General features: G+C 65.2%; 31 protein-coding genes and 1 pseudogene. 16 read left to right on the top strand and 16 right to left on the bottom strand.

The annotated features are described in order from the left end of the window. Positions 1 to 232, top strand: a pseudogene (locus tag B2J89_RS01350) (PIN domain-containing protein); the annotation flags it as partial. 218 nt (positions 233 to 450) lie between these two features. Here B2J89_RS01350 and B2J89_RS01355 read toward each other — a convergent pair. The 13 genes from B2J89_RS01355 to B2J89_RS01415 all read right to left on the bottom strand — a co-directional run bounded on the left by B2J89_RS01355 (position 451) and on the right by B2J89_RS01415 (position 11,782). Continuing rightward, positions 451 to 2,178, bottom strand: coding sequence for an ABC transporter ATP-binding protein/permease (locus B2J89_RS01355; RefSeq protein ID WP_169167531.1), 1,728 nt, complete (start codon positions 2,176 to 2,178; stop codon positions 451 to 453). Positions 2,179 to 2,668: 490 nt separating this feature from the next. After that, entirely contained in the window at positions 2,669 to 3,514 is an 846-nt protein-coding gene (locus B2J89_RS01360; RefSeq protein ID WP_169167433.1) for an IclR family transcriptional regulator, read from the bottom strand. An 85-nt stretch (positions 3,515 to 3,599) separates the two neighbouring features. Continuing rightward, the gene (locus B2J89_RS01365) at positions 3,600 to 4,418 is read right to left on the bottom strand and encodes a hypothetical protein (protein WP_240964684.1); all 819 of its coding nucleotides are present in this window, start codon (positions 4,416 to 4,418) and stop codon (positions 3,600 to 3,602) included. Positions 4,419 to 4,671: 253 nt separating this feature from the next. Then, complete coding sequence (locus B2J89_RS01370) at positions 4,672 to 5,121, bottom strand: phage virion morphogenesis protein (RefSeq protein WP_169167435.1); 450 nt, start codon at positions 5,119 to 5,121, stop codon at positions 4,672 to 4,674. A 5-nt stretch (positions 5,122 to 5,126) separates the two neighbouring features. After that, the gene (locus B2J89_RS01375; protein ID WP_169167436.1) at positions 5,127 to 5,999 is read right to left on the bottom strand and encodes a phage minor head protein; all 873 of its coding nucleotides are present in this window, start codon (positions 5,997 to 5,999) and stop codon (positions 5,127 to 5,129) included. A 4-nt stretch (positions 6,000 to 6,003) separates the two neighbouring features. Next, entirely contained in the window at positions 6,004 to 7,512 is a 1,509-nt protein-coding gene (locus B2J89_RS01380; protein WP_169167437.1) for a DUF935 domain-containing protein, read from the bottom strand. Then, positions 7,505 to 8,962, bottom strand: coding sequence for a terminase large subunit domain-containing protein (locus tag B2J89_RS01385; protein ID WP_371809016.1), 1,458 nt, complete (start codon positions 8,960 to 8,962; stop codon positions 7,505 to 7,507). Before B2J89_RS01385 ends, B2J89_RS01380 begins: the two co-directional genes overlap by 8 nt. A gap of 14 nt (positions 8,963 to 8,976) precedes the next feature. After that, on the bottom strand, positions 8,977 to 9,522 hold the full coding sequence (locus B2J89_RS01390; RefSeq protein ID WP_169167439.1) for a DUF3486 family protein: 546 nt from the start codon (positions 9,520 to 9,522) through the stop codon (positions 8,977 to 8,979). 3 nt (positions 9,523 to 9,525) lie between these two features. Further along, positions 9,526 to 9,849 (bottom strand): hypothetical protein, encoded by a 324-nt coding sequence (locus tag B2J89_RS01395; protein ID WP_169167440.1) that lies wholly within the window; start codon positions 9,847 to 9,849, stop codon positions 9,526 to 9,528. After that, positions 9,846 to 10,178 (bottom strand): hypothetical protein, encoded by a 333-nt coding sequence (locus B2J89_RS01400; RefSeq protein WP_240964685.1) that lies wholly within the window; start codon positions 10,176 to 10,178, stop codon positions 9,846 to 9,848. Before B2J89_RS01400 ends, B2J89_RS01395 begins: the two co-directional genes overlap by 4 nt. A 7-nt stretch (positions 10,179 to 10,185) precedes the next feature. Further along, positions 10,186 to 10,704 carry a hypothetical protein gene (locus B2J89_RS01405; protein WP_169167442.1) on the bottom strand — a complete coding sequence of 173 codons (519 nt, stop codon included), beginning with the start codon at positions 10,702 to 10,704 and terminating at the stop codon, positions 10,186 to 10,188. Continuing rightward, on the bottom strand, positions 10,701 to 11,234 hold the full coding sequence (locus tag B2J89_RS01410; protein WP_169167443.1) for a lysozyme: 534 nt from the start codon (positions 11,232 to 11,234) through the stop codon (positions 10,701 to 10,703). Before B2J89_RS01410 ends, B2J89_RS01405 begins: the two co-directional genes overlap by 4 nt. A gap of 71 nt (positions 11,235 to 11,305) precedes the next feature. Further along, positions 11,306 to 11,782 (bottom strand): hypothetical protein, encoded by a 477-nt coding sequence (locus tag B2J89_RS01415; protein ID WP_205763659.1) that lies wholly within the window; start codon positions 11,780 to 11,782, stop codon positions 11,306 to 11,308. 44 nt (positions 11,783 to 11,826) lie between these two features. Here B2J89_RS01415 and B2J89_RS23110 point away from each other — a divergent pair, with 44 nt between their 5' ends. After that, a complete protein-coding gene (locus tag B2J89_RS23110; protein ID WP_169167419.1) occupies positions 11,827 to 12,066 on the top strand; it encodes a hypothetical protein in 240 nt (79 codons plus the stop codon). Between the two features lie 747 nt (positions 12,067 to 12,813). Here B2J89_RS23110 and B2J89_RS01425 read toward each other — a convergent pair. Both B2J89_RS01425 and B2J89_RS01430 read right to left on the bottom strand, forming a co-directional pair. After that, entirely contained in the window at positions 12,814 to 13,269 is a 456-nt protein-coding gene (locus B2J89_RS01425) for a hypothetical protein (protein WP_169167445.1), read from the bottom strand. A 47-nt stretch (positions 13,270 to 13,316) separates the two neighbouring features. Then, positions 13,317 to 13,754: a helix-turn-helix domain-containing protein gene (locus B2J89_RS01430; protein WP_169167446.1), complete on the bottom strand. Its 438-nt coding sequence runs from the start codon at positions 13,752 to 13,754 to the stop codon at positions 13,317 to 13,319. Between the two features lie 105 nt (positions 13,755 to 13,859). On the opposite strand from B2J89_RS01430, the gene B2J89_RS01435 reads away from it, so the two are divergent. Then, positions 13,860 to 14,099, top strand: coding sequence for a DNA-binding protein (locus tag B2J89_RS01435; RefSeq protein WP_169167447.1), 240 nt, complete (start codon positions 13,860 to 13,862; stop codon positions 14,097 to 14,099). Positions 14,100 to 14,273: 174 nt separating this feature from the next. Here the strand turns inward: B2J89_RS01435 and B2J89_RS01440 are convergent, their stop codons facing one another. Beyond that, positions 14,274 to 14,546, bottom strand: coding sequence for a hypothetical protein (locus tag B2J89_RS01440; RefSeq protein WP_169167448.1), 273 nt, complete (start codon positions 14,544 to 14,546; stop codon positions 14,274 to 14,276). A gap of 114 nt (positions 14,547 to 14,660) precedes the next feature. Here B2J89_RS01440 and B2J89_RS01445 point away from each other — a divergent pair, with 114 nt between their 5' ends. The 13 genes from B2J89_RS01445 (at position 14,661) to B2J89_RS01505 (ending at position 22,121) form a co-directional block, all read left to right on the top strand. Next, complete coding sequence (locus B2J89_RS01445; RefSeq protein WP_169167449.1) at positions 14,661 to 15,137, top strand: hypothetical protein; 477 nt, start codon at positions 14,661 to 14,663, stop codon at positions 15,135 to 15,137. Continuing rightward, positions 15,134 to 15,445 carry a transcriptional regulator gene (locus B2J89_RS01450; protein ID WP_169167450.1) on the top strand — a complete coding sequence of 104 codons (312 nt, stop codon included), beginning with the start codon at positions 15,134 to 15,136 and terminating at the stop codon, positions 15,443 to 15,445. Before B2J89_RS01445 ends, B2J89_RS01450 begins: the two co-directional genes overlap by 4 nt. 156 nt (positions 15,446 to 15,601) lie before the next feature. Continuing rightward, complete coding sequence (locus B2J89_RS01455; protein ID WP_240964686.1) at positions 15,602 to 16,345, top strand: DUF3102 domain-containing protein; 744 nt, start codon at positions 15,602 to 15,604, stop codon at positions 16,343 to 16,345. 21 nt (positions 16,346 to 16,366) lie between these two features. After that, positions 16,367 to 18,145 (top strand): DDE-type integrase/transposase/recombinase, encoded by a 1,779-nt coding sequence (locus B2J89_RS01460; protein ID WP_169167452.1) that lies wholly within the window; start codon positions 16,367 to 16,369, stop codon positions 18,143 to 18,145. After that, the gene (locus B2J89_RS01465) at positions 18,142 to 19,350 is read left to right on the top strand and encodes an ExeA family protein (protein ID WP_206041722.1); all 1,209 of its coding nucleotides are present in this window, start codon (positions 18,142 to 18,144) and stop codon (positions 19,348 to 19,350) included. The genes B2J89_RS01460 and B2J89_RS01465 overlap by 4 nt, the downstream gene beginning before the upstream one ends. A gap of 3 nt (positions 19,351 to 19,353) precedes the next feature. After that, a complete protein-coding gene (locus B2J89_RS01470; RefSeq protein ID WP_169167453.1) occupies positions 19,354 to 19,509 on the top strand; it encodes a hypothetical protein in 156 nt (51 codons plus the stop codon). Further along, positions 19,506 to 19,787: a hypothetical protein gene (locus B2J89_RS01475; RefSeq protein WP_169167454.1), complete on the top strand. Its 282-nt coding sequence runs from the start codon at positions 19,506 to 19,508 to the stop codon at positions 19,785 to 19,787. The genes B2J89_RS01470 and B2J89_RS01475 overlap by 4 nt, the downstream gene beginning before the upstream one ends. Beyond that, positions 19,784 to 20,377 carry a hypothetical protein gene (locus B2J89_RS01480; protein WP_169167455.1) on the top strand — a complete coding sequence of 198 codons (594 nt, stop codon included), beginning with the start codon at positions 19,784 to 19,786 and terminating at the stop codon, positions 20,375 to 20,377. Before B2J89_RS01475 ends, B2J89_RS01480 begins: the two co-directional genes overlap by 4 nt. Continuing rightward, positions 20,374 to 20,757, top strand: coding sequence for a hypothetical protein (locus B2J89_RS01485; protein ID WP_169167456.1), 384 nt, complete (start codon positions 20,374 to 20,376; stop codon positions 20,755 to 20,757). The genes B2J89_RS01480 and B2J89_RS01485 overlap by 4 nt, the downstream gene beginning before the upstream one ends. 13 nt (positions 20,758 to 20,770) lie before the next feature. Further along, entirely contained in the window at positions 20,771 to 21,031 is a 261-nt protein-coding gene (locus B2J89_RS01490) for a hypothetical protein (protein ID WP_169167457.1), read from the top strand. Between the two features lie 12 nt (positions 21,032 to 21,043). Next, the gene (locus B2J89_RS01495) at positions 21,044 to 21,664 is read left to right on the top strand and encodes a DUF3164 family protein (protein WP_169167458.1); all 621 of its coding nucleotides are present in this window, start codon (positions 21,044 to 21,046) and stop codon (positions 21,662 to 21,664) included. Beyond that, positions 21,661 to 21,879: a hypothetical protein gene (locus B2J89_RS01500; RefSeq protein WP_169167459.1), complete on the top strand. Its 219-nt coding sequence runs from the start codon at positions 21,661 to 21,663 to the stop codon at positions 21,877 to 21,879. The genes B2J89_RS01495 and B2J89_RS01500 overlap by 4 nt, the downstream gene beginning before the upstream one ends. Beyond that, positions 21,879 to 22,121, top strand: coding sequence for a hypothetical protein (locus B2J89_RS01505; protein ID WP_169167460.1), 243 nt, complete (start codon positions 21,879 to 21,881; stop codon positions 22,119 to 22,121). Before B2J89_RS01500 ends, B2J89_RS01505 begins: the two co-directional genes overlap by 1 nt. Positions 22,122 to 22,123 lie beyond the last annotated feature (2 nt).

The following is a 22,123-nucleotide window of genomic DNA, read 5'->3' on the forward strand; positions in this document are numbered from 1 at the left end:
GGCGCCGCGCGTGCCCCCCGCCTGCCGCGATGCCGACGACCAGAAATTCCTCGACCTGGCGGCCGCGCACCGCGCCGTGCTGCTCAGCAAGGACAAGGCCGTGGTGGCCCTGCGCCGGCGCATGCTGGCGCACGGCGCCCACGTGGGCTCGGCGCTGGTGTGGGCACCGGTGTGCGCCCCGTCCGGCGCACCGGGTGCGGCGCCGACAGGCGCGGGGCGCGTGCTGGCCTGAGTCCCGGAACACGGCCTCTCCGCGTGTTCCCGGGCTGGCGGCGTTGCGGCGCTGGCCTACGCCGTGGGGCCAGGGTTCGCGCCCTGACCCCTGTCACTCTCTTTTCAGCGCGTTTTAGGGCTCCAGCCTTTGATGAGTATGCGCTTTCAGCTATCTTTTTCGACATTCCAGGCGCGGCTGCGCGGCCGCGTACCGGGAGGCGCCGTGGCCGCCCGGCCTCATTCGGCGCTGTCGAAGCGGAATCCCCGGGCAGCGTGCAGCTGCCACGCGCCGCCGCCAAGCAGCTGCAGCACGTGGGTGTGGTGCGCGAGCACGGCGCTGCGGTGCGCAATGCTCACCAGCGTCGCGCCGGTGCCGCGCAGGCGCGCATACAGCGCCGCTTCGTTGGCGCTGTCGAGCGCGCTGGTCGCTTCGTCGAGGATGACCATGGCCGGATGGTGCACGAGCACCCGCGCGAACGCCAGGCGCTGCTGCTCGCCCACCGACAGCAGCTTCTCCCAGTCGTGCACCGCATCGAGCCCGCCCACGCGTTCCGCCAGGTCGCCCAGGTTGACTTCGTCGAGCAGCGCGCGCAGCTGGGCGTCGTCCAGCGCCGTCACCTGGCTCGGGTAGATGAGCTGGCTGCGCAGCGTGTCGTGCTGCATGTAGGGGCGCTGGGGCAAAAAGAAGATGTGCTCGCGCGGCGGGTGCACGATGGTGCCCGAGCCGCTGCGCCACAGGCCGGCAATGGCGCGCAGCAGCGAGCTCTTGCCGCAGCCGCTCGGGCCCGTGATGAGCAGCGCCTCGCCCGGCTGCAGCTGCACCGTCAGGTCCTGCACCAGCAGGCGCCCGAACTGCGGCGTGTACAGCGTCAGCACCTCGATGGCCAGGCAGGGGCCCACGCGCGTGGCGATCTGGGTCGGCACGGGCTCAGGGGCGGGGGCGCCGCCCTGGGCGGCGGCCTGCGCGGCGGCGCCCGGGGCCGGTGCCGTCCTCAGCACCAGCTGCGAGAGCGCGTGCAGCCGGTCGATGCCGGCGACGAAGCGGCTCAGGCTCTCGAAGTTGTCCACGATCAGCGACACCGCGCCGAGCACCGCGGCAAACGCGCCTGCCGCCTGGATCGCGCGCCCCACCTCCAGTTCGCCCGAGAGCACCTGGTTGGCCAAGATGAGGCTGGGCAGCACCACCGTGAGCTGGCTGAACGAACGCTGCAGGAAGTTGAGCGAGCGCTGCTTCTTGATGAGGCGCGCATAGTTGTTGAACACTTCGTCGAAACGGCGGTTGATTTGCGCGCGCTCCTGCGCCTCGCCGCGGTAGAAGGCAATCGATTCGGCGTTCTCGCGCAGGCGCATCAGGCCAAAGCGGAAGTTTGCCTCGCGCCGCAACTGCCAGAAGTTCAGCCGGATCAGCGGCGCGCCAAACAGGTACAGCGCGAGGAAGGTGCCCAGCAGTGCATACACCGCCAAAAAAACCACCAGCGTGTGCGAGATCGACCACAGCACCGCGCTGAAAGCCACCAGCTGCATCGCCGAGCCCAGGAAAAGCAGCAGGAAGTTCACCGAACGGCCGGTGAAGGTGTTGATGTCTTCGCTGATGCGCTGGTCGGGGTTGTCGATGGCGCCGCTGACCGCGCCGTTGCCCAGTTCGTAATAGCGCCGCTCGCCCAGGTAGCCGTCCAGGAAGCGGTGCGTGAGCCAGCGCCGCCAGTGGTTGGCGAACGCGTCGCGCATGTAGTAATAGAAAACGTACACCGGCACGGCGAAGGACAGCACCAGCAGGCACATGCGCACCGCGCTCCAGAAGCGCTCGCGGTCCCTGGCCGCCAGCGCGGAGGTCATCTCGCCGGTCTTGTCGACCAGCATCACCGCCAGCTGCGTCTCGCACAGCATCAGTGCCACCAGCAGCGCCAGCAGCGCCCAGGCGATGCGCCGGCGGTCGCCGCGCCAGTACGGCAGCGCCACGCCCAGGAACTGGCGCCAGGCGGCCGTGGACAGCCCCGGCACACGCCGCCGGCGCCCGCCGTTGCCACCTGGGGCGCTGCCGTCGCCGTCGTCGGGAGGGGCACCCGCGTCTCCCAGGTCAACCCGGGTGCGCTGGGATGGCGCGGCAGCTGCCGCGGAAGCAGCGGGCACAGCGCCCGCTGCAGAGGGAACAGCACGGGAGAGAGGCATCAACAACGCGTTTCAAAGCCGGCAAGAGCGCCTGCTGCACGATAGCCCTGGTGCCCCGGGTGTGCGCGTCGGCGCCCGCCTACCCATGCTTAGGACATTGGCGCATTTTGCGCGGCGCCCAGGCGGCTGCCCGGGGGGCTGCGCAGCCACACCTGGACGCTCAGAACAGGTGGCGCAGGCCTGCTTCGTCGCCGCGCGGGCCGGTGCCCGTGGCCGACCAGGCCAGACGCAGGGCACTCTGAAGCGGCGGACGCCGTGGTGGAAGACGGCCACGGCGCCGTGGGGCTCAGGGCGCGTAGAGTTCGGGCGGCGCCAGGCGCGGGCGCGGTGTGCGCAGCATGGCTTCGCGCACCTCGGCCACCATCGCCAGCAGGCGCGGTCCCAGCTCTTTCTGGATGTAGGCCAGCGGCATGCGGCAGGCCGGCCCGGCAAAGTTGAACGCGTACAAGGCGTTGCGTTCGCTGAGCAGCACCGGCACGGCCACACCATTGATATCGCGTCCCCACGAGCTCTCGGTGGTGACGAAGCCGTGGCGCGCGTAATCGGCATGCGCGCGCTCGATGTTCTGGCGCATGAGCGGCCAGTCGTCGGGAAAGCGCCGGCGCAGGCCCTCGAGGATCTGCGAGCGCTCCTTGACCGGCGCGGCCACCAGGTAGGCCAGGCCGATGGCCGTGGTGGCCAGGGGCAGGACGGTGCCGGCGTCGGCGTTGGTCACGAGGCCGGTATGGGTTGGCGGGCGCTGCACTTCCAGGAACACCAGGCCGAGGCGGTCGCGCGTGCCCAGGCCGACCGTCAGGCCGGTCTCGCGGCTCTGGGCCTCCATGAAGGGGCGGGCCACGCGCTGCAGGCCGATCTTGCGCTGCACGCTCACCCCCATGCCCAGCAGCCGCGTGCCCATCAGGTACTTGCGGGTGTGCGCGTCGATGCGCAGGTAGCCCAGCTGCACCAGGGTCGAGGTCAGGCGCGAGACCGTGGCCTTGGGCAGGCCGGTGAGCTCGACGAGCTGCTGGTTGCCCCGCATCTCGCCTTCGGAGAAAGCCGACAGGATCTCCAGCCCCTTGGCCAGCGAATGCACGAAGTTGGGCCCGTGCGCAGCGTGGCCAGGCGGTGTGGCGGGGCGGGGCGAGGGCATGGCGGATGGGGGGGCAGACGAGCGGGTTGCGATGGTAGCGCCTTCGCCGCAGCGCTGCAGCCGGGCGCCGCGGGCGCTGCGGCGGTCAGGCGCTCAGCACGTCGTGCGCGGCGCGCGCGCGCTGCAGGTCGCGTCCCAGGCGCTGGCTGGCCGGCAGGTGGCGCAGCCAGCCCATGCGCGCCACCGTGCCGTCCAGCGCTGCGCGCAGGGCCGGGGGGCGCTGCGCCAGCCAGCGGGCCCACAGCGCGCGCGCGCCGCCGAGTGCGCCGCCCTGGACCAGGGACAGCGCGGTGGAATGCACGTAGCACAGCGCATCGCGCGCCTGGCAGTGCGCCAGCGGCAGGGTGCGCGCCGGGTCGTCCTCGAAGTCGATGTAGCCGACCACGCCATCGGGGCAGCGCACCAGGTTGCGCGCGAAGGCCTGGCTCAGGCAGCTGCCCGCCCCATGCACCACCGCCAGCGCGTCCAGGCCCTGCTGCCACAGCGCTTGCACGGCGGCGGGACCGTCGACCACCGCCGCCTCGATCTCGTGCGCCAGCGAGGGCGTGGGCTGGCCCGGGGCGCCGAGATGGCGCAGCAGCAGGCCATCGGCGTGCACCGCCAGCAGCGGCGGCACGCGCAGGCCCAGCGCGCCGAGCTCGCGCAGGCGCCGCGCCTCGGTCGCGATGGCCGCGCGCCCGCCCAGGTTGGGCACGGGGTGCAGCACCGGCAGGCGCGCCAGGCCTGCCAGCGCGCCGAGCGCGTGGTAGCGCCACAGGCCATGGCGCGGGCCGGCCTTCTTGAGCCACACCTCTTCGCCGTCGAGCGTATAGCTGGCGACGTTGCACTGCTGCGCCGGCAATTGGCGGCGCAGGAAGGCGGCGTAGTCGGGGGGCACGCGCGGCGGCGCGGAAGATTCGGGCATCAGGGCCGGCATGCGTTCGCTCGCAGGGTCCGCCAGGGCAGCGGGGGGCAAGGGCTGGGCAGGCGCATCAAGGTCCGAAACAGGTTGAGGGGAGTTGAGATAAAGAAAGAGAGAGAGGCGCGATAAACCGGGATTTTCCGGGTTGGCGCGGGACAAAGTGGGATGGGCCTTTGAAAATCTCTTTCCCCACATGCAAACTAGCAGCAAAGTAGAAAAAGGCGCCGTTTCTGGCGCTTTTTGCATTTTGCCGCAGCTAAGCGATCAGGCCATCCAGCCACACCCCAAGGATGTCCAGCACCGCCGCCTCGTCGCCATCGGCCAGCGTGCCCGCATCGGGGTCGGCAAACAGCAGGCCACGGCGGGGCATGTGCTTGGTGCCCCACTCGTCGAAGGCGGCGTAGGGCTGGCCGAAGCCCACGCGCACGCTCGTCGCGTCTGCCTGGTGGCTCAGGCTGGCCAGCATGTCGCCGTATCGGTCCAGCAGCCGGCGGTTGCCGTCCTCGGGGTAGCTGTCCACCGTGGACTGTGCCCAGGGTGCCCAGGCGCTGCCGCTGGGATCGGTGCGGCTCTCAAAGCGTCCGCTGATCCGGCTTTCCAACTCCATGCCGATGCTCTGCATGACGGGCGTGAGGTTGCCCATGCCCCGGTAAAGCTGCGCCAGGCTGTCGCGGAATACCTTGTCGTCGGCCGTGATCGTGAGCATGGCGGTCAGTCCTTCTTGAGGCCGGCGCGGCGCGCGGCCTCGGCCAGGTCGGGGTCGGCGCTGCGCAGCTTGCCGTCCACCACTTCCTGGAGCGCCTGCTGGCGTGCCATGCCAGGGTTGTAGGCAAAGCCAGGGTCCACGCCCACGGGAATCTGGGTGACTTCTCCGGTGCGCGGGTTCACATATTCGCTTGTGGCCACCTCGGGTGCCTGCTTGTTCAGGGGCTTGCGCACGGTCGGCGCGTCCAGCGAGTACTCCGCGCCGGGGCGGTCCAGCGTGTAACCCTGGTCATAGTCGCGCTGGCTCATGCTCATCACACGGCAGCGGCAGTGCCATCCGTTGGGCGGCCAGTGCGTTTTCCAAAAAGCATCGTCCACTGGAAGCGCCAGGTTGTCCCAGGCACGGTGGCTGGCACGCACGCGCTCATCCTGCTTGGTGATGTAGCGCACATAGGGATGGGTGCGCTTGCTGCGCTCCACCCGCTCCCACAGGCCCGTCGCATAGGCCTGGCGCGTGTTGGTGTCGTAGATCAGGCGCAGGCGCGCGGCGTCGAACTTGGTCAGCTTGATCTCACCGTCGGCCGGATCGGTCACCGCCTTGATGCCCCACCAGCCGGCGTCTGTCAGCAGCTGCTCGGCGTCCAGCATCCAGTCCTTGCGGCTCAGGTCTCCCTGCACCGATTGCACGATGGCGTCGTGGAGTGCCTGCAGCAGGTCCAGCCGCGCGAGCCGGCTCACCGTGAACTGGTGGCCATGCTCGTCTTGCCACACGTCCTGCCAGGCATAGCTCTTAGCGAGATGGCCGCGAGCGATCAGCCAATCCACCGCCTCCTGCGGCGTGAGCTTCTGGAGCTGGGCGAAGTCGGTAGCTGCTGACATGGGCCTATTCGTTCGCCAAGCCGGCATCGGCCGCCAGACGGGCAGCGAAAGCAACGCGCGTCAGTGAACTGGCCAGGCTGTCGGCATCGAGCTGGGGCAGCAGCTCGGGCAAACGGGCGAGCAGCTCGGCCGCCGACTGTCCGCGCGCCTGCGCATCGGCCAGCAGCGCCTTGATCGGGTCCACCAGCGGGTCCATCACCGGGCGCCACTGGGCCTGCTCGGCGTCGATCAACGCGTCCAGTGCGTCGCGCTGTTCGGCCACGGTAGCACCTTCAGCGAAATTCGCGGGCACACGCAGTGGTGGCGGCACCGCCTTCTTGCTCCAGCCATCGCCATAGCGCGCTCGCACCGTGTCTTCGTCCAGCTCGAAGCCCATTTCCGAGACGATCTTGTCCGTCTCGGCCAGGACCTTGGTGTCCTCTTCCTCCTTGATCTGGCGATAAACAAGGCACGGCTCCAGCCCGTTGTATTCGCAGATCCAGGCCAGCAGCGTCTCATTGAGGGTCTCGCTCAGCAAGTCGCTGTCGGCCTGCGTCAAGTCCTGGCGCACGTCCTTGCGCTCCTTGCTGGCAGCCGCCAAGGCGCCGCCGGCCGAGCTGCGCGCCTCCTGGCCCGTCAGCACGGCCGCGATCCAGTCGTCCATGTACTCGCACAGGGCCTGCTGCGTGGTCACGTTGCCCGAAAGCTTGCTCTCCAGCAGTGCAATCTCCATGCCCTCGGGCGTCATCAGGTAGCCATCGTTGCTCATGGCGCGCAGCGCGTCGGCCAGCGTGCCCTTTTCCTTGGGGCCGGCGTTGCGCGGGTATTTGCCATGCGGCGTGGGCGAGCCGAAGCGATCGCACAACTTGTTCCAGGCCACGATGCCCTTGCGCTTGAAGAACACCGGCCAGAACAGCTGCAGCCCCAGACCCGTGCCATACGGGTTGTCGTCTTCGGGGTTGACCCGGTGCACGATGAACTTGCGCTCAGGCACCGGCACGCCCGTCAGCATGTTCTCGCGCGTCAGCAGGTGCAGCCATGGCGGCGAGTTCTCATCCAGCTGCACATAGACAAAGCGGCGCTGCGCCCGCTTGATGACGCGCTTGGGCACCACCAGGCCGTCGCGCACCGTCCACACGATCTCCGACACCGAAAAACCCGCGAGCAGCGCCTCCAGCAGCTCGGCGCACAGCTTGTCAAAGCTGCAGGCCTTCAGGATCTCGGTCAGGGTTTTGGCGTCTGCCGTGCCTTTGGCATTGCCCTTGTTGCGCGGCTCCACCTGCCACTCCTTGCCAATTAGGGCGAGCTGGCGCTTTTGCAGGCCGTCAAACACCTTGCCGTCACGCTTGAGGTCTCGGTACAGCTCCACGCCGTTGTTGCCGCGCTCCAGCAGCAACGGGTCGTTGGTACGCAGCACGCCCATGTAGTTCTGCTCGAACGGGTCGCGCAGGCGGTTGGCAAACTCAGAGTCCAGCTCGGGGCGGTGGGAGGCTGGCTCAGCGGTGTCGCGCGTGAGCCGGGTGCGTTTAGCCATAGATGAAGTCCGAAAGGGGTTGAGAGCTGTCGCGCGGGCCGCCGCTCATGAATTCGATGGGGCAATAGTCGATACGCGTAGCCGCATGCGAGTAAACGCAGGCCATGGCTCCGTCGCCGTGGCTGTCGCCCGACGTCTTGCCTTCTGGCATACGGGGCACGCCGCGAATCAGCTTGATCGCCCGGTGGTCTTGCAGCAAGCCGTCGTGTTTTGGCACCGTGATGGTGTCGTCTTCAAACGCTGCTTTGTACGGCGGCATGTTGTCCCGGTACCAGCCCTCGGTCGGCATCAGCCGCACCACCACGGAGCCGTATTGGTCATAGGCAGCCTCACCCACGTAGCTGCCGTTACCCCGGCTGTCGATCACCATGCCGCCCAAGCGCGGGAGTGCATCCGCGATAGCGAAAAGCACCTGCAGCTGTTGGTTGTAGGGCACGTTCTTCATCTCGACGATGAACGGGATGGTCACGTGCAGATTCGCGGCGATCTGTGACGGAGCAATGGCGGACAGGTCACTGGTGCGCGCAAAGTCCATTCCCAGTGCGTGGCGCAGCGCTGGATTGAAGTTCAGCAGTGGCTGCAGTTCCTCGGTGATCCAGTCCTGCATCACCCGCGCACGCTGCTCTGGTGTGGCGTTGTTGAAGTCTGGCGAGCCCGTGAACCGGATGACCGGTGCGGGTTTCATGCGCGCTTCGATCAGCGTGCGTGTCAACCAGGCACCACCGCCCTTGGATGGGATGCAGAACAGCTCCTCGTCCTCATTGGGCTTGTAGCGGTTGATCATGGTCTGGCGCCACTCGACCTCGCGCTCTTTCGACCATTCTTGCCCGGTGACCGTACAAATCTTCTTGTAGAGGCCATCGCGCAGCGCATCGTCCAGATCCACGCGGTGCAGGCTGTACGGGAACTTGCCTGCGCGCACATCGTTGATCAGCTCATTGAACGGGTTGTCGTCGCCGTCATGCGTGCTGATGATGCGGATCTGGCCGCCCCACATCGTCATGGCCATGGCGGCCTTGAGCACCTCCTTGATGTCGTCCAGGAAAGCGCCCTCATCGACCACCAGGCGCTCACCTGGCCGGCCTTTGGAACGCAAGTTGCGCGGGCTGCTGGTGAAGGCCTGGATCATGTGACCGCTGTCGAACTTAATCGTGTAGGTGAGGATCTGCTTGTCCTCCTCCTCGATCACCGACTCTTCGATCTGGCCTGCCGCAGCGTTGAAAGCCCGCGCCCAGGTGGCGCAGTCCTGGATGAAGCCCGCTGTCATCTCTTTGTTGTAGGAGATGTAATAGACGTTGGCACCCTCTGCGCTGGCCGCATAGAGCACGTCGTCGGCTGCTTCGGCATAGCTAATGCCAATGCGCCGCGACTTCTCCATGATCTTGACCTGCGACTTGTCTGCAATCCAGTCCACCTGGTACTGCATCAAGATGCGCGCGGCCTGGGCCACCTGGCTCTGCTGCATCACAACTGCCCCATGATTGCAGTGCGCAAAGCATCGACGCCAGCGGCAGAAAGGCCATGCTGCCGACCCGTTTCACCGGCCTGCTGTGCCGCTTCTTCCAGCGCTTTCTTGCGAGCGGCATCCTCGATCTCCTTGCGCACGGCCAGGCTGAATTTCTTCTGCGTGACGGATGCCTTGCCAATTTCGGCGGCGTTTTTGAACAACTTGTTGACGTCGACATCCTTGGGGTTGATCTCCAGATCCATCAGCAAGCTGAAAATCTTCTCTTGCGTCATGCGCACCACTGCAGCGCCCAGCTTGTCCTCTTCGTCGGGGGCCGCATCCACCAGCGCACGGGCCTGCTCACTGGCCATCTTGAGTTGAGCCATGCGCTGCTCGAAAGGCGAGCCATAGCGCTGCAGCGCGGACTTGGACACCTCGGCGCCGCGCGCCTTCAGGTCGGCCGCCAGCTGCACATAGTCGCCAAAGCCACGCGCGATCAGCTCGGCATCGAGCCACTCTTTGAGCTCGGGTGGCAGGGTGTGCACTTTGCTACGCGGTGCCATGCCTCAACCCTGCGTGATGCGTGGCCGTGCCACGCCAGGCTGCGCCTCAATCGTGTACTCCACGAACTCAATGCCGGTACGCGTCAGATCCACGAACCAGCGGTCTGTGGGGTCACGGGCGATAGTCACCATCTCACGCGCCTCCAGATAGTCCAGCTCGCGGCGAATCTCCTGGTGCGTGGCGTCCGGGTACACCGACTGGATGATGGGCAGCAACGCCTCCGTGTAGATCCCCACAGGGCGAGACAGGTCAACCGCCGACAGAAGATGCCAGCGGATCGCTTCGCGGCGCGCCTTGAGCGCGGCGGCTGAATAGTTGATGGTCATTGCGAAGTGCCTCCAAATCGGTTGTCGAGTGCGCGCTCCACGCGCAGCGCAAAGTTGTCGATCCGTGTGCTGATGCTGCCGATAGCCTGGACAAAATCGTCACGCCGCACGTAGTCGCGCGGCAGCTCGGCCTGGAACCGTAGGAACGATGTCTCAAGCTGCCGTGCAGCCTCGGCTTCGCGCCTCATATCGATGCCCACCTTGGTAATGGAGTCCTGCAACGCTGCAAACTTTTCATTCGAACGCTTTTCCGCCTGCAACGCGATCACCTTGAGCAGCGCCCACAGCGCCCCGAGGAACAGGCCCGCGAGAGAGATCAGGTTGGTCATCGTCAGCTCAAAAATCATGAATCGCCTTGGTTGAGTGAGTGGGCACGCGGCACACGGTGCGCGCAAAGTCCTGCAGACCAGCTACCTGGTCGCGGAATCCGTCAGCCTCTGCTGCCAGCTCTGAATACGCTTCTGCGCTCTCTCCGAAAAGCTCTCGGCCGGTGGTGGCTTCGCGAGCGCAGGCGGCAAGGCCGGCATCTCCTGCTGGGTAGGGATCGGGGCGCTTTCTGAGGCGGTCAATCTCGGCGCGCAGGCTACGCACAGCAGCAGCGGCAGCAGCATCACGAGCCTGGCGGGCAGCTTCACGTTGGGCGTTTTCATGGGTGACTCTTTCGGCATTGCGGAACTTGGTGGCGTTGTCGCGCGCCGTGGCGGCGCTGCGCTCGGCCTCTTGCTTGTTCCAGGCAGCCTGCACGCGGGCTGCGCCCTGGGCGTCGCCCCTGGCCACGAGGTGATTGCGGTACGCGCCCATGCCCAGCGCAGCGGCCAGCGTCAAGGTCAGCGTAAGAACCAGGCGCACACTCATTGCGTGGCGCCGGTGCACATGGCGTGCAGTTTCTGGCGGTCGGTCCACACGCCGCGGCACGTGCGGTTGTCCGGGTGGCTGCAGCGGTCTTGGGGCTTGTTGACTGGTCCGGCGCGGTCGTAGAGCAGGATGGCTTCGCAGGCACCGGGATAGTCGCCCGACTGCAGGCGCCGAACGATGGCGCTCGGGCCGGCGCGGTCGTTGTTCTTGCAGACGGTTGTCGTGCCCACGTTGTAGGCCAGGCCGACGAAGGCGTCCCACTCGTGCTGGTGCAGGGGCACGGAGATACAGCGCTTGAGCGCCAGCTCGTACTCGCTGGCATCGGCGCGCAGGCGCACCAGCGCACGCACGGGCGCCAGGGTGTCGCCCATCTTCACGTTGCCGGTACTGCCGAAGCCGACCGTGGGCACTTTGGTGCCATGCACAGAATCGGGGTAGGCCTGTTCGCTATAGCCTTCGCGCTGCGCGATGTAGACCAGGCCGGTGGCAGACAGCGCCAAGGCGGCTATTGCGGTGCGGGTTTTGCTCATGCACGGCACTTTGCCGCGCGCGCATTGAGCGCGCTAAATGGTGCGCGCCAATGATTTGTTTATTTGCTGAGCTAGAAAAAATCAGCGATGAACCGGCGCAAGCAGTGCCGCTCCGGATTATCTTTATCTGCAGATTCCTTATGCCCGTCCGCGATGCTTTGCTCACGCTCGCAGATCATCTTGAGCACCTTCAAGGGCGGGGGTGAATTCGCACAAAGTAAGGCATAGCTCGCCGCCCATAAAGCTGTATCGTCGGAGCGCAGAGCTGTCACAGGAACCTTCTCAATATCTGCTACCAGCCGCGCTGAAGCTTCAGAAAGTTCCTTGTGTTGCTGCCTTCTTTCACTGTAGCTATAAATTAGTTCTAAGAGGCTTACTAGAATAATTGCCGATCCGACCCAAGGGAACCTCTGTTGTACCTGCTGACCAATTAGAGTGACGCCCAACACAAGAGTAATCACCTTGGTGCCCTTGTCGGCAAAATCAAAAAACCTCTGCCGCCGTCGGTGGTAGCGGACTTCCACCCATGCTCGATGGAGTAAGAGCATCCGCTTTTTCCACACATCATCCGCGCCATCGCTCTCGCTAGGCGGTGAATCGGACGAAACTGCGCCAGTCACGTTGGACACCAGAGCGGATTAACCTTTTGGCCTGGGCGGCGCTGGCGGCGGCGGAGAAAAGAAGACCGTCGTTTCATTCAACGGGTCTGACTTCCGAAAAATCTCGGCTGGTCTTGATGGTGATCGCTGTATTGGCGCCGCCGGCGGCGGTGGCGATGGTCGTGGTGGTGGCGGCGGCGGCGGTGGCGGTGGCGGTGGCGGTTTCTTGTTAGACATCTCAGGTTCTCCTCTCGTTAAAAACTTCTTCTTTACTCCGACATCAAGTGCGGCGTAATCCAGCGCGATATCACATCCGGCCGGCCTCGCCCAGGATCGGAAGGCCTTTATCTCGCACGAATTCATCCACGCTACCAGCAGGCATTCCACGGCCCTGGTTGTGACACTGCATACCATGCAGCTCAGCGCACACATGTAAAAGACTGATGCTGCAGCCTATAGGCTGCAGCATTACCATCCGTCCCGCGTCGCGTGAATTTTTGTCCAGTCGCCGTCCAACTTACCGTTGTTGAATTCGCAGCTCCCGCGCTGGGTGACATAGCCTCCATATCCGTTAGTCGCGTGGATCGTGATGGAAAGCACACGGCCATTCTTTAAAGGCCCTGTGTAATAGGCGCCAGCAGGGTCACGCAGCTTGGGTCTGTACCAGGACAAGCATTCATCGGCTTCGCGTGTGAGGAGCGATTTCGTTGCAATGGGTGCGGTGGGTGTCGGCAAAACTGCGGCTCCTGGCAACGGCAGTGCAGCATCGGCCGGTGGCATCGGGGCTTGGAGCGAACGCTCTGGTACGGCAGCGCGGGCTCCGCCTGAAGCGGGGCGCACGTCGAGCTTCTCGCCTTTGCCTGCACAAGGACCATCTTGAAAAGACACCTTGCCATCCGGCCCTGTGCACTTGTTCACAGCCCAGCCAGGCGCAGCCGCAGACAGCAAAGCGATACAGAAGACAATCTCGCGAACCATTGCTACCCTCTCAAAGTCAAAGTTTTCTCGACCCGCCTCGCAGTGGCTTGCGGAAAGATGGTTGATAGCAAGACGAACCTAGTTACGTAGAGATACGCGATACAAATCGCCAACACGAATGCCGTCTTCACCAACGGGCTAGGCATCCTAGACATGATCTCTAACAGCGAAACTACCAGGGCGGCAGTTAGCGTAGTTACGCCAGCCCAGCCTCCCACCAAGTCCAGCTTGCGGGAGCCGGATTTCAACCCGCGCGCTTCTTGATCCCACACCAAGGAGCCAACGTTCCAAGCACGTGCTAGCTCTTGGCCGGTAAAACCGTGGTGCGCCATCAAGCGTTCCAGATGTTCACGCACCTCGCGACCGCAGTGGATGCCGGTGTGTTGCTTGAAAACTGCCTGCAACTCCGACTCGGGCCTTTCTGGTGGCACATGGATGTTGTTGACGACATTGCCCAAAGCCACTCCTCCGTTGATGGTGCCGTGGAATATTTGCTCGCGCGCACTCACCGTTTGCGGCTCCCGGCAGCTTTGTTGATCACGTTATTGCCAGCCACGCCTCCGGAAATATCTCCGTGAAAGACCTGCGCGGCGCCGCTATTTGAACCGCCCGACAGCAGCACAGCCATGGCTGCCTTGCGCATGGCTGGCGAAGCATCGTTGTAGTAGTCGAGCAACAGACGCTGCTCGCCCGACAGCGCTGCCAGTGTCGGACCTTCGCGGTCACCAGTGAGGACGTAGCGCACATCGACACCTTGCAGCGCGATGGCGGACAAATAAGCCGCACTCGGTGAGGCCAGCCCCTTCTCGTACTTTGCTTGGGATTGCCGCGTTGCACCCGGCACGCCTGCTTCTGAGGCGATTGCAGCGAAGTCACTTTGCGTCTTGCCCATCGCCTCGCGCTCTTCCTTTAAGCGTTCGCCGATGGAAATAAATATTTCCATATTTCAATTGCCAATGGAAATAATTGGCTCCATAATTCAACACAACAACACATCAACCAGTGCAGCAGCGCCAACTGCTGCACAACAAATAGGACGCCAACCGCCATGCCCAAAACACGTGCGCAGGTCCGCGAGGAGTTCGCCAGCAAGGGCTGGTCGATCTCTGCGTGGGCCAAAGACAACGGCTACAGCCCCAACATGGTCATCGCCATTCTGGCCGACAACGAAGCCAACCTGCGCCTCAAGTGCCTGCGCGGCGATGCCCACAACATTGCGGTGCAACTCGGCCTCAAAGAAGGCGTTGTTTCGCGCCGACCCAGCGCACAGCGCTTGGCTGCTGCGTGAGGACAGGCATGACGCATCCTGTACGCAATGTAACAAACCTCGAAGTCGCGAACCTGACTGCAGATCCAACTGCGGTCATGTCCGAGACGCTTCGCGCAAGCCACGCACCGCGCGACGCAATGGGCACTGCGATCCACGCCCCAGTGATGGGTGTCGATCCTGAACGTGCGCGGACTACAGAGGTGGATTGGCCCGCCTTGCCGCAGCAACCAATTCTTGGTGCGTCCTACGTGCGTCATCCAACGCCTGCGCCATCTCGTGCAGGGTCCTGCGCGCTGTGTCTGGAATGTCCGCACCGGCTTGCAGCGGAAAAGAGTCTCGCCACTGGCGAGTCAGCGTGAGGCCGTCCATGCAAGTCTCACGCTCCATCATCTGCGCCAGCAACAGCACGGCCCGCGCTACGCCTTCGATGCGGCCCGCCAGTTCGTTGAACTCTGTGTCTTCCATGGGTGCCCCCGTGTTGGTGAAGCGGCAACTTTGCCCGCAACAAGCCGTTTGCGACGCATGCACATCTTCCATTTGTTTGGAAGCCGCTTTTTGCACGGCTGCAAGGGGTTTCCAATGACGCGTCGCAACTGGAAACGCGTGCGCCCGAGCAGCTTGGTCGAGGCCCTGCGCCTCTGCAAAGAGTTCGCCGCCGACCGCCATCGCCTGAGCGTCGAGCGCATTGCCGACCGCATGGGCGTCACGCACGACAGCCTCTACAAGTGGCTGGCCACTGGCCGCCTGCCGGCCATCTTGCTGCCTACCTACGAGATGGCCTGCGGCTGCCACTTTGCGAGCCACTGGTATGCGATCAACGCCGGCAAGGTTTTGGTGGACATGCCCACTGGTCGCACCGCCACGCCGGCCGACATGGTCGAGTTCAACACCGGCTTTGCCGCAGCCCTGCAACTGCTCAGCGACTACTACGCCCACCCCGGCCAGGCCGACCCTGCAGACACCTTGGCTGCCTTGGAAGCCCATCTGCAACAGGTGGCCTACCACCGCGCCAACGTGCAGCAGCACGCCACACCAGAACTGGAGTTTGGAGCATGAGCGAAAAGACTTACCCCCTGGCCGGTCCCATCCGCAAGACCTGCGAATTGTTCCGCCTGCTTGCGGGCCACGAGGTGCTGGGCCTCGCGCCCGGCGAAATCGCCAAGGGCCTGGGCGTTGCGCCCAGCTGGGTCAGCCAGAACCTGCCGGCCCTGGCCACCACCGGCTACGTCGAGCAGGTGGCCGGCACCAACCGCTGGCGCCTGGGCGTGCAGTTCGTGCGCATCGCCACCACCGTGGCCACCAACCTCAATGCTGCCAAGCGCCAGCTCGACGACATCAGCGCCCGCTATTCCGTTCCCCTGTAACCACAACAACCCGAAGAGAAATTCATGGCACGACACGAGACCCCTGCACCAGCAAACAAAGAAACGCCCGCCAACGATGCGGTCATCGCCCAAGAGATCTCCGCCGCCAACCAGCTGGCCGTGATGAGCATCGAAGCCAACGCAAATGCCCAAGCCATGGCCGCGCAGATCGGCTACCAGGGCGCCGTCACCGTAGGCACCCTGGAAGACGAAATCCGCTTTTATCAGCGCCGCACGGTCGAGGCCATTCTGGAAACGGGCAAGCGCCTGCTGGTGCTCCGCGAACTGACGCCTCGCGGGGAATTTGATGAGCGTTTAGGGCTGCTTGGATTCTCGCGCCGCACGGCGTACCGCTTTATGCAGGCAGCGACGAAAACGGCGAAAAGTGCCAATTTGGCACTTTTGAGCACTCAGGTCAAAAGCGCCAGCGCCTTCCTGGAACTGGTCACGCACGACGACGACGTGCTCGAAAACCTGGCCGAAATGGACGAAGTCGAAAAGATGAGCGCCAGTGAGCTGCGCACTGCGCTGCGCGAAGCGCGCGAGGAAAAGGGAGCGGTCGAGAAGGTGCTCTCCGACAAGAACGCCGCCATGGACAAGCTGCGCGCCCAGGTCAAGCGCATCGAAACGCTCCCCGCCGACGAAGCTCTGGAGCAGACCATGAAAGAGGCCACGGCCATCACGCGCGATGCCATGGGTGCCATCCGCGGCGGCGTGCGCCAGGCGCTCGTCGCTCTCAACGATGCCCCCGACGGTGCCAACAAATCGGTCTTCATGGCCGGGCTGATTGGGCAGATCCAAGCCGACCTCAACGCGCTGCGCGAGGAGTTCAACCTGCCCGATGTATCGAACGCTGCAGACGCACAGCTGGCCGCCGAAGTGGCGCAGTGGGGCAAGTGAGCACATAGGCCCGAATCCTTCATGTCGCTCAACCCCGTGATCGTCGAACGCCTGGTGCAGGTGCGCCAGGCCGCGCAGGCGGCCCCACGCGGCGGCAAGCAGGCCATCTACACGGCGGCCTGCGCCGAGCTCGGCATGAGCGCCGCCACGCTGCACCGCCAACTGGGAAAAATCACCGTGAAACCTGAACGCAAAAAACGCAGCGATGCGGGCGATGTCTCGCTCACCCGCGACGAGGCCATTGCCATCAGCGCCGCGCTCATGGTCAGCCACCGCAAGACCAACAAGCGCCTCATGTCCATCGGCCAAGCCGTGGACGTGATGCGCGCCAACGGCGAGGTGCGCGCCGAGCGTGTGGACCCCGCCACCGGCGAGGTGGCGTCGCTCAGCGACTCGGCCATAGCCCGCGCCCTGCGCCACTACAACCTGCACCCCGACCAGCTCAACCGCCCGGCGCCCGCCGTCGAGCTCAAGAGTCTTCACCCCAACCACGTCTGGCAAATCGATGCCAGCCTGTGCGTGCTGTATTACCTCAATGCCCGCACCCCGGCCGAGAGCGGCCTGCAGGTGATGGAGCGCGACAAGTTCTACAAGAACAAGCCCGCGAACCTCAAACGCATTGAGGCAGACCGCGTGTGGAGCTACGAAATCACCTGCCACAACAGCTCGGCCATATACGTGCAGTACGTCATGGGCGCCGAGAGTGGCACCAACCTGGCCGAGTGCTTTATCTCTGCCATCCAAAAGCGCGAAGGCGACCCGTTCCACGGCGTGCCCTTCATCTTGATGATGGACATGGGCAGCGCCAACACCAGCGGCCTGTTCACCAACCTTGCCCGGCGCCTGCAGGTCAAGACCATTGCCCACGCCCCTGGCAACGCCCGCGCCACCGGCCAGGTCGAGAAAGCCCGCGACCTGATCGAGCGAAGCTTTGAGTCGGGCCTGCGCCTGCGCCCCGTGCGCGACCTGGCCGAGCTCAACGCCCAGGCGCAGCGCTGGGCCCGCTGGTTCAACGCCACGAAGATCCACAGCCGCCACGGCAAGGCGCGCTACGACCAGTGGATGACCATCACCGCCGAGCAGCTGCGCGTGGCCCCGCCCGTCGAGGTATGCCAGGCGCTGCTCACGGAGACGCCAGAGGCCCGGAAGGTCACCGACTTCCTCGTCGTCTCGTACAAGGGGCGCGAGTTCGACGTGCGCGGCGTGCCGAACGTGATGGTCGGCGAGAAGCTGCACATCACCCTCAACCCCTGGGTGCCGGATGCCGCCATGGTGGTCGATACCGACGAGGACGGCAACGAGGTGCTGCACAGCATCCCGCTGGTCGTGCGCAACGACGCGGGTTTCCGCGACGATGCCAACGTGATCGGCGAGGACTGGGCGCGCCCGGCAGACACCCAGCTGGAGGGCAACCGCAAAGAAGTCGATCGCTTTGCCTACGACGCTGCCACCGACGCCGAAGCTGAGGTCAAGCGCAAGGCCAAGGCCACGCCTTTCGGCGGCCGGATCGATCCCGGCAAGGTCATCGACCAGGCGCCCGAGCGCACCTTCATGCCGCGCCGGGGCACCGATTTGGCACCGGCCATCACCACCAGCCACACGCCCCTGCCAGCCCGCTTGCTCTCGCCCTTTGAAGCCTCGGCTGCGCTGGTGCGCCTGGGCGTGACGATGAGCCGCGAAACCAGCGCCCAGGTCCGCGCCTGGTACCCCGAAGGCGTGCCCGAAGACCAGCTGCAGGACCTGCAGGCGCGCCTCACGGTGCGCAGCGGCCTGCGCGTAGTGGCAGGGGGTGCGGCATGAGCTTTTCTGCATTGCTGGTGGAGTTCGCCATCCCCCAGTCCGACCTGTGCCGTGCCACGGGTCTCTCACGCTCGGCCGTCAGCCGCATCGTGGCGCATGGCGAGTGGCCGGCGCGCAGTGCCCAGCAGGCGCGCAAGCAAATCGATGCCTTTTTGGTGGCGCGTGGGCTGACACAAAAGCAGCTCACGGCATGCCGCGCAGCGCTCGTCATGGCGAGCAAAAAGAAGTTGGCCCCGGTGGGTTCGTACCCCACCGAGGCCGCCCCTGAAGTCCCGAAACCAACCGAAACCCCCGAGGAGGAAACCATGCTACTGCAGAACGAAGCCCTGAGCCCCGAAGCCCGCAAGCACTTTGCGCTGCCGCGCAACCCCTTCCTGGACGACGTGCAAAGCCCCGACGACGTGTTCCAGACCGCCAGCGTGCGCTATGTGCGCGCCACGCTCACCGACTGCGCAAACCACCACGGTTTTGTGGCCGTGGTGGGCGAGAGCGGCGCGGGCAAGAGCACGCTGGCGGAAGACCTCGAAGAGCGCATCAAGGCCGACAAGCGCGACATCGTGATCATCCGCCCCTACGTCCTGGCCATGGAGGCCAACGACCAGAAGGGCAAAACGCTCAAGAGCAGCCACATTGCCGAAGCCATCGCTGCCGCGCTCGACCCCCAGCTCAAGGTAAAGAGCAGCCCCGAGGCACGCTTTCGCCAGGTGCACGAGCTGCTCAAGGCCAGCCGCCGTGCGGGCCGCCGCCACCTGCTGGTCATTGAAGAGGCCCACTGCCTGCCCAGCGCCACGCTCAAGCACCTCAAGCGCTTCATCGAGCTCAAGGACGGCATGCAGCGCCTGGTGGGCGTGGCCCTGATCGGCCAGCCCGAACTGCGCGACCGCCTCTCCAGCCAGAACGCCGAGGTGCGCGAGGTGGCCCAGCGCTGCGAAATCGTCGAGCTCGAGCCGCTGGACGGCGAGCTCGAAGGCTACCTGCGCCACAAGTTCGCGCGCTTCGACCTCAAATACGAAGACGTGCTCGCGCCCGATGCAGCCGACGCCATCCGGGCACGCCTGGTGCATATCCCGCGCGGCGGCAAGCCGCAGGACGCGCGCAGCGAGTGCTACCCGCTCGTTGTCAATAACCTAGTGTGCCGCGCCATGAACGCCGCTGCGCGCGCCAGCTGGCCGCAGGTCGACGGCCAGGTCATTGCGGGGTGCTGAGCCATGGCCATCTACCGCATCCACATCACCCGCGGCGACGGCCGCAAGAGCCGCTACACCGGCCTGTTCACCGACGGCTTTGAAGCCGTGCTGCAAACCCTGGCCGACTTTCCGGACGCGCGCGGCGTCTCGGCCCTGTTTGTGCGGAGGCCCGCATGAACGCGCCGCGCCTTTGCATCCGGCGGGGTGTGTGCCTGTCGGAGCCCCGCAATGCCGAATGCAGCCAGCAGTGCAGCCACGACACCGAGGCCCTGCCTCCCGGTGGCTTCTACTTCGCCCCCGGTGCCATTGCCCATGAGCCGCGGCGCGCACGCCGCGCTCTGCGCATCAGCCCCCTGGGCAGCCTGGTACTGCAAGCCATGGGAGTGCTGGCATTCGCCGGGCTGGTCGGCTTCCTGGCGGCGCTCGCGCAGGTGAAAGGCTGGCCCCTGCAATGAGCAAACGTGGAGAAACCCTGGTCTGCCCCGTGTGCTCCGCCGAGGTGACCTTCGAGCAGCTGCTGGGCCACTTGGAGGCCGAGCGCACGTTCGACCGCCTCGTGTCCATCAGCGTGCCGCTTGGCAACCTGGTGCTGCAGTACCTGACGCTGTTCGTGCCAGAAAAACAGCGTCTGACCAACACCAAGAAGTTGCGCCTGGTTGGACAGCTCCTGCCCGACATCGAGCGCAAGGCCATCACCCACAAAGGCCGTGACTGGGATGCGCCGCTGCCCGCCTGGGCGCAGGCCATCGAGCAGATGCTGAGCGCCCGCGCCAACGACCGGCTGAGCCTGCCCATGACGGGGCATGCCTACCTGTACGCCATCTTGGCGGCCCTGGCCGACAAGCACGAGGCCGCGGCCGAGCAGAAACAGGAGCAGGAGCGCCGCACCGGGCCGCGCCCTGCCATCACCAACGAACCCACGCACGTGGCCCAGGCGCTGGCGCCGCGCCCGGCACCCGTCATGCCGGCAGCACCTGCAGGCCCCAGCCCCACCGTGCGCCGCATGCGCGAAGAAATCGAACGCAAGAAGAAAGGTCAAGCATGAGCCGCAAAACAACCCTGGGCCACGAGAGCCTGGTCCTCGTCACGCACCTGAGGGCGCACGGTCCCAGCACCGCGAAGACGCTGCTCGCGCAGTTCCCTGCAGAGAAGCGCCCCGACCTGCTCAAGCGCCTGAGCAACCTGATCGCCGGCGGCTGGCTCGACTTCGGCTGGAACAGCGAAGGCGTGCAGCAGTGGTTTGTGCGCCCCTCGGCGCGCGCAGCGCTGGCCGTTGCCGTGGCCACGCCGCCAGCCACGCCCAATCTGGTGCCGCCGCGCCGTATCAACGTCATGGCCGGCACCTACACGCCCCCCAGCTTTGCACCGACCCGCCGTGGCGCGATGGACTTTGCTGCCGTGGCCAGCCGCGGCTTCAGCTGCTGACCAGGAGAGCACTTTGTCCAACAAACAACTGAGCAAATCCGAGTTTTCCGCCCAGGCAGATGCCATGGCCCGCCGAATCGTCCAAGCGCTGACCGGCGAACAGGACGCTTTCCTGGTCCTGGAGGCTCTCTGCAGGGTGCACCGCTTCACGTGCATGCAATTGCCGCCTGAAGCCCTGGGGGCGGCGGGCTTTGCGCTCACCGCATATGCGGGCGAGCTTATGCAGGCCTCGGCTACCAAAAAGAGCCTGATTTCTTCAACCCCCGTTCATTGAAAGGAGTTGCACATGGCAACAGACACGCACATTCCTCCCGGCTACTGGCAAGACCAGCACGGCAACTTGGTGCCAGAGGCCAAGGTTAAAGACATCGACAAGCTGCGCCACCAGGTCGTCACCGATCTGTGCACCCTCGCCAAGGCCAGCTCCACTGCGCTCGGCAGATTCAAGCTCGACGCCATGCAAGAGGTGGCAGCACTGGTATCCACCAGCATGGAGCAGTACGGCGTCAAGAGCGGCGGCGCCAAGGGCAACGTCACTCTGTTCAGCTATGACGGCAAGTTCAAGCTGGTGCGCCAGATGCAAGACCGCATCATCTTTGGCGAGCAGCTCATGGCCGCAAAGGAGCTCATCGACGAGTGCGTGCAGGCCTGGAGCGAGGGGGCCAACGACAACATCCGCGTGCTGGTCAACCATGCGTTCCAGACCGACAAGGAGGGCAAGATCAACACCGGCCGGGTGCTGGGCCTGCGCAGCCTGGCCATCCACGATGAAGCCTGGAAGCAAGCCATGCATGCCATCGCAGACAGCATGCAAACGGCCAGCACCAAGCCCTACATCCGCTTCTATGAGCGCAGCGACGCCACGGGCGAGTACCTGCCCATCAGCTTGGACGTGGCGGCTGTATGAGCATCACCGTGCGCGAAACCTCCAAGGGCATCACGATCCGCACCACCGGGGCGGACGCTGCACGCCTTCTGGCACATGTGGCCGCCGCCATCAGCCCGAAAGCTGCCTCAGACGCGCAGGAGTCCCTCCCAAACCGTCCCAAAACCAAAACTGGGGCACTGGGTGCTGCAAAGCCTGAAAGCGTCTCCGTGGCCCTCAAAGCGAAGGAGGTCTGATGCGCCTTGCCCTCGCCATCGAAACCGCTGCGGCCGCGGCCGGAATGTTGGGCGCTGCGCTGCTGGCCAGCGCCGTGCACCCGGGCCTGGGCTTTGCGGCGTTCCTGGTCAGCAACATCGGCTGGCTGGCGTTCAGCGCGGGCCACCGGCACTGGCGCATGTTCGCGCAACAGTGCGTGTTTCTGATCACCAGCATCGTTGGCTTGTGGAACTGGTGGCTCGGGCCGCTGCTGCTGGGTTAAGG

Source organism: Acidovorax sp. SRB_24, from assembly GCF_012931925.1.